The 8,454-nt window shown below is 70.1% G+C and carries 8 protein-coding genes; all 8 read right to left on the minus strand.

The window, feature by feature from the left end:
• Positions 1 to 2: 2 nt before the first annotated feature.
• Complete coding sequence (locus tag ABT367_RS30675; RefSeq protein ID WP_352256522.1) at positions 3 to 1,190, minus strand: Gfo/Idh/MocA family protein; 1,188 nt, start codon at positions 1,188 to 1,190, stop codon at positions 3 to 5.
• The gene (locus tag ABT367_RS30680) at positions 1,187 to 2,086 is read right to left on the minus strand and encodes a carbohydrate ABC transporter permease (RefSeq protein ID WP_434975574.1); all 900 of its coding nucleotides are present in this window, start codon (positions 2,084 to 2,086) and stop codon (positions 1,187 to 1,189) included. Before ABT367_RS30680 ends, ABT367_RS30675 begins: the two co-directional genes overlap by 4 nt.
• Complete coding sequence (locus ABT367_RS30685) at positions 2,083 to 3,024, minus strand: carbohydrate ABC transporter permease (protein WP_352256523.1); 942 nt, start codon at positions 3,022 to 3,024, stop codon at positions 2,083 to 2,085. Before ABT367_RS30685 ends, ABT367_RS30680 begins: the two co-directional genes overlap by 4 nt.
• Before the next feature lie 92 nt (positions 3,025 to 3,116).
• Positions 3,117 to 4,847, minus strand: a complete 1,731-nt coding sequence (araD, locus tag ABT367_RS30690) for an L-arabinonate dehydratase (protein ID WP_352256524.1) — start codon at positions 4,845 to 4,847, stop codon at positions 3,117 to 3,119.
• Positions 4,835 to 5,746 carry a dihydrodipicolinate synthase family protein gene (locus ABT367_RS30695; RefSeq protein ID WP_352256525.1) on the minus strand — a complete coding sequence of 304 codons (912 nt, stop codon included), beginning with the start codon at positions 5,744 to 5,746 and terminating at the stop codon, positions 4,835 to 4,837. The genes araD and ABT367_RS30695 overlap by 13 nt, the downstream gene beginning before the upstream one ends.
• The gene (locus ABT367_RS30700) at positions 5,743 to 6,444 is read right to left on the minus strand and encodes a GntR family transcriptional regulator (RefSeq protein WP_352256526.1); all 702 of its coding nucleotides are present in this window, start codon (positions 6,442 to 6,444) and stop codon (positions 5,743 to 5,745) included. The genes ABT367_RS30695 and ABT367_RS30700 overlap by 4 nt, the downstream gene beginning before the upstream one ends.
• A gap of 303 nt (positions 6,445 to 6,747) precedes the next feature.
• Positions 6,748 to 7,578, minus strand: coding sequence for a pectate lyase (locus ABT367_RS30705; RefSeq protein ID WP_352256527.1), 831 nt, complete (start codon positions 7,576 to 7,578; stop codon positions 6,748 to 6,750).
• Between the two features lie 160 nt (positions 7,579 to 7,738).
• Positions 7,739 to 8,454: hypothetical protein (locus ABT367_RS30710; protein ID WP_352256528.1), on the minus strand; the 716-nt coding region annotated here is incomplete at its 5' end.

Raw genomic sequence — 8,454 nt, forward strand, 5'->3', positions numbered from 1 at the left:
GGTCATCGTGCCTCCACCTCCGTCTGCTCGGCCCGAACGGCTTCTGTGCGCAGGGCACCTGGTGACGAGCTCCTGGCCCAGTCGGCACCCAGCTCCGAGTACAGGGCGAGCCGCTCGGCGGACTCGGCCGTGAGCGCGTCGATTCCGGGGACGACGCGGCGCCCGTCGGGCGCGAACCGCCAGGCGGATGCCGGGAGTTGCGTTGGTGCGGGGGCGAGCCGGATCACTTCGAGCGCACGCATGAACGCCCCGGCCCGCTCCGGCGGCACCAGGAGCTCGGTGCCGTCGGTGAGGTGCTCGACGAGGTTCTCCAGGAGGTCGGTCCGCCCGTAGTGGATCTCCTCGGGTCCGCAGCCCGGACGCTGGAGCAGCACCAGGTCCTCGCGGTAGTAGAGGGTGACCCGGCCGCGGGTGCAGTGCACCATCACGTACGGCTCCGCGGTCCGCTCGGCGCACAGCGTCGCCGCGACGGTGATCCGGCGGCCCCGCGCGGTGGTCAGGCGCAGACACGAGGTGTCGTCGGCCTCGATCCCGTACGCGTGGAAGAGCTCGGTCTCCACGCCGGCCACGTCCTCGGCCAGCGTGGAGCCGTCCAGGGCGAGCGCGGTGGCCAGGGCGTGGGCGAGCGGATTGGTGAGCACGCCATCGATCACGTCGACGCCGTCAAGGCGGCGGCGTCCGGCCCAGCGGGCCCGCTGCCAGTACGCCTCGTCGCGGCACCAGTTGCCCGCCGCGCCGATCCCGGTGACCTCGCCGAGCTCACCGGCGGCGAGCAGGGCCCGGATCGCGGGGACGGCGCGCGAGCCGAGGGACTGGAAGCCGATCTGGCAGGCCACACCGGCCTCCCGTACCCCGTCCTGGATCCGCCGGAAGTCGGCGAAGGACGCCGCGGGGGGCTTCTCCAGGAGCAGATGGACACCGCGCCGGGCGGCGGTCAGCGCCAGCTCGGCGTGGGTGGGGATGGGGGTGCACAGGATCGCGAGCTGCGCTCCGGTGGCGTCGAGCAGGGCGGCGAGATCGGTGTCCTGCCGTACGCCGTCGAAGCCTTCGAGCTCCCCCGACGTCAGCGGCATCGTGTCGCAGACGCCCACGAGTTCGACCAGGCCCCGCTCGGCGAGGCGGCGCACATTGCGCAGATGCCAGGCGCCGTGCCCTCGGGCCCCGGCGAGCACCACCTTGAGCGCGCTCATCCCTTCACCGCCCCCGAACTGAAGCCGGTGATCAGCCACTTCTGGATGAACGCGAACACGATCACCACCGGGACGGCCGCGATGATGCCGCCGGCCGCGAGCGCTCCCATGTCCACGCTGTCCGCGCTGAGCAGGGTGTTGAGGCCGACCGGAATCGTCTGCTTCTCCTGGACGCTCAGGAACATCAGGGCGAACAGGAAGTGGTTCCAGGCGTGCACGAACGCGAAGGAGCCGACGGCGATCAGGCCCGGCCGCAGCAGCGGAAGCACCACGACGAGGAAGGCACGCAGCCGGCTGCAGCCGTCGACCCAGGCGGCCTCTTCGAGGGAGTACGGGACGTTCTTGATGAAGCCGCTGATGAGGATCATCGACAGCGGCAGCTGGAACACCGTCTCCGCGATGACCACGCTGACAAGGGAGTTGATCATCTGGAGCTCGGCGAAGATCTGGAACAGCGGCACCAGGAGCAGCGCACCCGGCACGAACTGGGAGCAGAGCAGCGCCAGCATGAAGCCCCGCTTGCCCCTGAAGTCGAAGCGGGCCAGCGCATAGCCGCCGATCAGCGCGACCACGGTGGTCAGGATCAGGGTGGCGACACCGGTCCAGACGCTGTTCATGAAGTACGTGCCGAAGCTGCGCTCGGTCCACACCTTCGCGAAGTGCTCGCCGGTCATCGGCCAGGGCACGAGCGAGGTCGAGCCCGCCGGGCGTACGGCGAAGAGCAGGATCCAGTAGAAGGGGATCAGGGTGAAGAGGAGGTAGATGCCGAGCGGCAGATAGATCTGCCAGCGCGGTGCCTCGTCCCAGGCGCGGCGTCGCTTGCCTCTGCCTCTGGGGGTCCGCGGGGGCTCCACGGTCCTCACCTTGGTGTCCGCGGGGGCTATTTCGGTGATCACTTCTGGTCACCTCCGAACTTGCTGAGGCGCAGATAGAGGAACGAGAAGAAGAGCAGGATCACGAAGGCCACCGTGGTCAGGGCCGAGGCGTAGCCGAAGTTGTGGGCGTCCACGCTGGTGTTGGCGACATAGAGCGGCAGCGTGGTGGTCTCGCCGGCCGGGCCGCCGCCGGTGAGGGTGTAGAGGAGGTCGACGTTGTTGAACTCCCATACGGCGCGAAGCAGCGTGGACAGGACGATGGCGTCCTTGAGGTGCGGCAGCGTGATGTGGAAGAACTGCCGGATGCGGCTGGCCCCGTCGACCTCGGCGGCCTCGTACAGGTCCTTCGAGACGGACTGCAGGTCGGCGAGGATGAGGATCGCGAAGAACGGCACCCCTCGCCACAGGTCCGCGACGATCGCCGCGGGGAAGACGGTGGCGGTGTCCGACAGCCATGAGGTGCCGTACGTGCCGATCCCCCAGTCCGCGAGGTAACGGGTGATACCGGTCTGGGAGTTGTAGAGCAGCACCCAGATCACCGAGGTGAGGACACCGGACACGGCCCAGGGCGAGAAGACCAGGGCGCGGCCGAGTCCGCGGCCCACGAAGGTCTGGTTGACGATCAGGGCGAGCGCGAGCCCGAAGAGCAGCTGCAGTCCGACCTCGACCAAGACCCACTTGGCGCTGAACAGCAGCGTGTCCCAGAACAGCGGGTCGTCGGTGAAGATCTTCGTGAAGTTCTCGAACCCCGCGAAGCCGTTGCGCCAGGGCTTGGTGGGGTTGAAGTGCTGGAGGCTGTAGTAGAAGACGCTGATCACCGGGTAGGCGATGAAGCCCAGCATCAGCAGGCCCGCGGGCGCGATCAGCAGATACGGGAGCCTGCGCGGCGTCACCGACTTGCGGCGCTTTTGCGGCTGTTGCTTCGGGGGCGGCTTCGCCACGGCTGCGGCTTGGGCCATGACCGGGTCTCCGTTCTGGGGCGGTCTCGTGAGAGCGCTTTCTCGAAGCGCTTCGCGGACTCCGTTCGAAATCTCGGGAAGGTAGGGGGTGTTCAGCCGGCGTAGGGCTCGGGGTTCCTGCCCTGCCGGGCGAGGAAGCCGAAGTCGCAGCCGGTGTCGGCTTGCGTGATGTGCTCGGCGTACAAAGCTCCGTAGCCGCGCTCGTAGCGCTCGGGCGGCGGGGTCCACTCGGCGCGGCGGCGCTCGAGCTCGGCCTCCTCCACGTCGAGGGAGAGCGAACGGGCCGCCACATCAAGGGTGATGAGGTCTCCCGTACGGACCAGGGCGAGCGGTCCGCCGACGTGCGACTCGGGCGCGACATGCAGCACGCACATGCCGTACGAGGTGCCGCTCATCCGCGCGTCGGAGATCCGCACCATGTCCCGTACGCCTTGTTCGAGCAGGTACTTGGGGATCGGCAGCATCCCGTACTCGGGCATGCCGGGACCGCCCTTGGGGCCCGCGCCGCGCAGCACCAGGACGTGGTCCGCGGTGATGCCGAGCGCCGGGTCGTCGATGGTGCGTTGCAGGGTGCGGTAGTCGTCGAAGACGACCGCGGGTCCGGTGTGCTTGAGCAGGTGCTGTTCGGCGGCGATGTGCTTGATGACGGCGCCGTCGGGACACAGGTTGCCGCGCAGTACGGCCACTCCGCCCTCGTCCGCGACGGGGTTCGTACGCGGCCTAATCACGGCGTCGTTGTGCACCATCGCCGAGGAGAGCTGCTCGCGCAGAGTGGCGTGGGCGACGGTGGGGCGGTCGAGGTGGAGCAGGTCGGTGATCCGGGAGAGGAAGCCGGGCAGACCGCCCGCGAAGTGGAAGTCCTCCATCAGATACGGACCGCCTGCGGGCCGGACGTCGGCGAGGACCGGCACGGTGGGGGCGATGCGGTCGAAGTCGTCGAGGGTGAGGTCGACCCCGGCGCGGCCGGCCATCGCGATCAGGTGGATCACGGCGTTGGTGGAGCCGCCGAGCCCGAGCACGGTGGTGACCGCGTCCTCGAAGGCCTCGCGGGTGAGGATGTCGCTGGGCTTGAGGCCCTCCCGTATCAGCGGGACGATCCGCAGTCCGGCCGCCGCGGCCATCCGCTCGTGCCCCGAGTCGACCGCCGGGATGGAGGACGCACCCGGCATCGTCATCCCGAGCACCTCGGCGGCGGCGGTGAGCGTGGAGGCCGTGCCCATCGTCATGCAGTGGCCGGCCGAACGGGCCAACCCGCTCTCCAGTTCGGTCAGTTCACAGTCCCCGAGCCGGCCCGCGCGGTGCTCGTCCCAGTACTTCCACATGTCCGTGCCCGAGCCCAGCGTCTCGCCGCGCCAGTGGCCGGGCAGCATCGGACCCGCGGGGACGAAGATCGCCGGCAGATCGGCGGACGCGGCGCCCATGAGCAGCGCCGGGGTGCTCTTGTCGCAGCCGCCGAGCAGCACCGCACCGTCCACCGGGTACGAGCGGAGCAGTTCCTCCGTCTCCAGGGACAGGAGGTTGCGGTAGAGCATCGGGGTCGGCTTCTGGAAGGTCTCCGAGAGCGTGGAGACCGGGAACTCCAGCGGGAAGCCGCCCGCCTGCCACACCCCGCGCTTGACGGCCTGGGCGCGTTCGCGCAGATGCTGGTGGCAGGGGTTGATGTCCGACCAGGTGTTGAGGATCGCGACGACCGGCTTGCCCAGGTGCTCCTCGGGCAGATAGCCCAGCTGACGCGTGCGGGCGCGGTGGCTGAACGAACGCAGCCCGCCGGCCTCGTACCACTGACTGCTCCTGAGCTGTGTCGGCTCGCTCACAGCGACCACTCCCCGGCTATCGCCGCGACCTCCGCACGGACGGCGGACGGCAGCGGGCTGCTCGGCGGGCGGACGTCGCGGCGGCACAGGCCGAGGGAGGCGAGGGCCTCCTTGACCACGGTCACGTTGTACGCGGAGCCGTCCTCGGCCCGCAGTTCCTCGAAGCGGCGGATCTGCTCCCAGACCTTCATCGCGGCCGGATGATCGCCGGCTCGAAGCGCTTCGATCATGGACAGCGACAGGGCCGGCGCCACGTTCACGAGCCCCGAGGTGAAGCCGCTCGCACCCGCCGAGAAATACGAGGGCGCATACGACTCCGCGAGGCCCGCGACCCACACGAAGCGGTCGAGGCCGGCGTCGCGGGCGAAGGCGGCGAAGGTCACCGGGTCGGGCACGGCGTACTTCACACCGATCACGTTCGGGCAGGCCTCGCCCAGCTCCGTGAGGCGCCCACCGGGCAGCCGCGCCGCGCGGATGTACGGGACGACACCGAGCTCGGGGACGGACTCGGCGATCGCGTGGTGGTAGTCGACCCAGCCGTCGGCGGAGACATAGGGGTGCACGGGCTGGTGGATCATCACCATCTGCGCACCGGAGTCCTGGGCGTGCCGGGCGGCGTCGATGGCCGTGGGCACCTCGTGCCCGACGCCGACGATGAGGACCGCCTCACCCTCGGTCGCCTCGGCCGTCAACTCGACGACGGCGCGGCGCTCTTGGGGGTCGAGGGCGTAGAACTCACCGGTGTTGCCGTTCGGTGTGAGCGTGCGGACCCCGGCGTCGAGGAGGCGTCGCAGCAGGACGCGGTGCGCCGGGGCGTCGATCCTGCCGTCCTCGCCGAACGGCGTGACGGGGATCGCGACCACATCGGCGAGCGCGGTCCGCTGGGCGGTGAAGTCGGGGGTGCTCATGCGCGGTTGCCCTTCTCCGACCCGCCCGGCGCGGCGGACGCGTCCGTGCTGTCGGGGCCGTCCTGCCCGGGGAAGGCGTGCCGTACGAAGTCCGCGATATGCGCGTGCAGCGCGGCGGCCGCCGCATCGGCGTCCCCGGCGCGGGCCAGGCGCAGGATCTCGACGTGCTCGGCCGCCTCCTTCTCCCAGGAGGGCCGTGCCGCCCAGGCCACCGCGGAGACCAGGGCGGCCTGGTCGCGGACCTCGTCCAGCATCTTGCCGAGCAGCGGGTTGCCGCAGGGCAGGTAGAGCGCGCGGTGGAAGTCCCGGTTGGCGAGGCTGCGTTCGGCCGCGTCCACCGCGGACTCGGACCGTGCGAGCGCTTCGGCGGCCTCCTCGAAACCGGCCCTGCGGGTGATGGCCCGGCGCAGCGCCTCGGGTTCGAGCAGCAGCCGCACGTCGTAGATCTCGTGCGCCATCTCCGCGTCGACCATGCGCACCGTGGCGCCCTTGTACTGGCTCATGAGGACAAGGCCCGTGCCGGCCAGGGTCTTCAGCGCCTCGCGTACCGGCGTCTTGGACACACCGAAGCGGGCGGCCAGTTCGGTCTCCACCAGGGCCTGGCCTGGGACCAGCTGTCCGGTGAGGATGCCGTGTTTGATCGCCTCCAGGACATACTCGGTCCTGGACGGGATCGGGCTGGGAGCTGCGAAGGTCATGAAGTCTCGGCTCTCGCTGTCTGAGATGGGGTGCCGTCACCGTCGTACATCGCGTATGGCGTATGGCGTCTCGTATATGACGTACGAAATATGACGAGCTGAAGCTAGAGCGGAGCCGGGGCGTCGTCAACGCTTCGGACAGAACTTCTTTACGAATACGCGGAGTTGTGACCCAGCGCCTCTCCAGGCACCGGACGTGCACGCGTCTGGCACCCGACGGGCAACGCGCCCGGGCCCCCGGCGCACGCGAAGGCGCACCGGGGGCCGAGCTGGAGCAGGCGGTCAACCGACCTTCGCGGAGACCTACTTGTAGATCAGGTCCGCGGCGGTGTAGCGGCAGTACGTGCCGTCCGGCCCTGAGCCGATCTTCTTGGGCTCGGCGCCGGTGTTGTTGCCCTGGAAGCGGTCGCACGGGGAGATCTTCTTGCTGCTGTCACCGTGGATACGGACGTTGCGCAGGGCCGCGGTGTCGCCGTAGTTCTGGTTGATGCCGACGATCGAGGTGCCGGGGGCGGTGATGTCGACGTCGTTGATGATGATGGTGCGCTTGTACTGGGTGGAGCAGTTGCCGCAGGAGCGGACCAGCTTGCCGAAGTCCGAGACCTGGAACTTGGAGACGACCAGCTTGCCGGCGCCGTTGAACTGCAGCACCTTGTCGCTCGCCTTGCGGGCGCCGCCGCCGTAGACCGTGTACACGGACGAGGCGGACTTGCCCTTGAAGGTGGCGGCGTCCTCGCCGACGTCCTCCCACCAGACGTTCTGCAGGGTGCAACTGCCCATGCAGTGCACGCCGTCGGCGGCCGGCGAGCCGATGATGACGTTCTTCAGCACGGCGCCGTCGGCGAGCTTGAAGATCGGGTCCTGGCCCTCGCCCTGGTCACCGCCGCCGAGTGCGCCGCTGCCGTAGTACCGCTTGTAGCCGCCGTCGAGCGTGCCGGAGACCTCCACCGACTTGCTCACGGCCTGACTGCCCTTGGCCGTCGGCCAGGCGGAGGCGGCGCCCGCCGTGGACAGCATCGAGGTGGCGCCGAGCGCCCCGCCGGTCAGCAGAACCGCCCCGGCCCCGGCGAACAGGGCCCGCCGACGGGTGATCCGCCGACGGTGCCGGGGACGCGTCTCGTTCTCAGCTCTCATGCCACGATTCCTTGCGTGGGGGTGCGTTGACGCAAGTCAGTGGTCACGGGGGCGGGAAAGGTTGCCGGGGGCGGGAAAGGTTGCCGGGGCGGCATTGTCAGTGGGCGCCGATAGCCTTGGAAGGGCTTGGCCCCCGGGCGGGAGGGGACTGTCCGGGTGACTAGGACTTGCGGGCGAAGTCACCCCGCACGCGCGCCCGTTCGCCCTCCGCGACCGCCTCAGCCGTGTAGGAGTCGTCCTTCGCGTCGCGGCCGCCCTGCTCGTGGTCGTACTGGCCGGCGAACACATGGCGTCCCGCCGGGACCGTCTTCCCGGCCTGGAGCGTCCACCGGTAGATCAGGAAGTCCTCGGTCTCCTCGACATCGGAGACGAAGTCCTCCGCCGGCAGCGTCCGCCATTCGCCCGTGGACCTGACGCCCTCCGTACGCGCGATCCGCAGCTCGACCACCAGGGACGTGAGCGGCTTCGAGGTGTCCACCGTGACATCGCTCTGCGCCCAGAAGTCATTGCTGTGCGGGTTGACCGAACCGTCCGACCACAGCGGCCCGTCCGTCGTCCCGGACCCCCCGGTCGCCGGCGGCGGTTGAGGGGACTCGGCCTCGGACTTGTCGGGAGTGCTCGCCGGCTCGGACTCCTTGCCCGAGGGCGAGTCGGGCGTACGGGACGGATCCGGGGACGCCGAACCCTGCACCGTCGCCGTCGGATCCGCGGTCGGTGTGCCCGGCTGCGGCGCGGAGGTCACGGCCGAAGGGCCGGGCTTGTCGTCCCGCATCGCCGCCGTCGCCGAGATGCCCGCGACAGCGAGCACACCCGCGACCCCCGCCGCCGCACCCGCGACCCGCAGCCAGCCGCGCGCGGGCGGGCGCTGGGCGAGGC

Source organism: Streptomyces mesophilus, assembly GCF_040300965.1.
In the GTDB taxonomy this organism is placed as follows: Bacteria; Actinomycetota; Actinomycetes; order Streptomycetales; family Streptomycetaceae; genus Streptomyces; species Streptomyces mesophilus_A.

What these genes read in the sequence shown, in the direction of transcription:
- ABT367_RS30675 (WP_352256522.1), bottom strand. Translation starts at nt 1,190, where the DNA reads ATGAGCGCGCTCAAGGTGGTGCTCGCCGGGGCCCGAGGGCACGGCGCC.
- ABT367_RS30695 (WP_352256525.1), bottom strand. Translation starts at nt 5,746, where the DNA reads ATGAGCACCCCCGACTTCACCGCCCAGCGGACCGCGCTCGCCGATGTG.
- ABT367_RS30685 (WP_352256523.1), bottom strand. Translation starts at nt 3,024, where the DNA reads ATGGCCCAAGCCGCAGCCGTGGCGAAGCCGCCCCCGAAGCAACAGCCG.
- ABT367_RS30700 (WP_352256526.1), bottom strand. Translation starts at nt 6,444, where the DNA reads ATGACCTTCGCAGCTCCCAGCCCGATCCCGTCCAGGACCGAGTATGTC.
- ABT367_RS30705 (WP_352256527.1), bottom strand. Translation starts at nt 7,578, where the DNA reads ATGAGAGCTGAGAACGAGACGCGTCCCCGGCACCGTCGGCGGATCACC.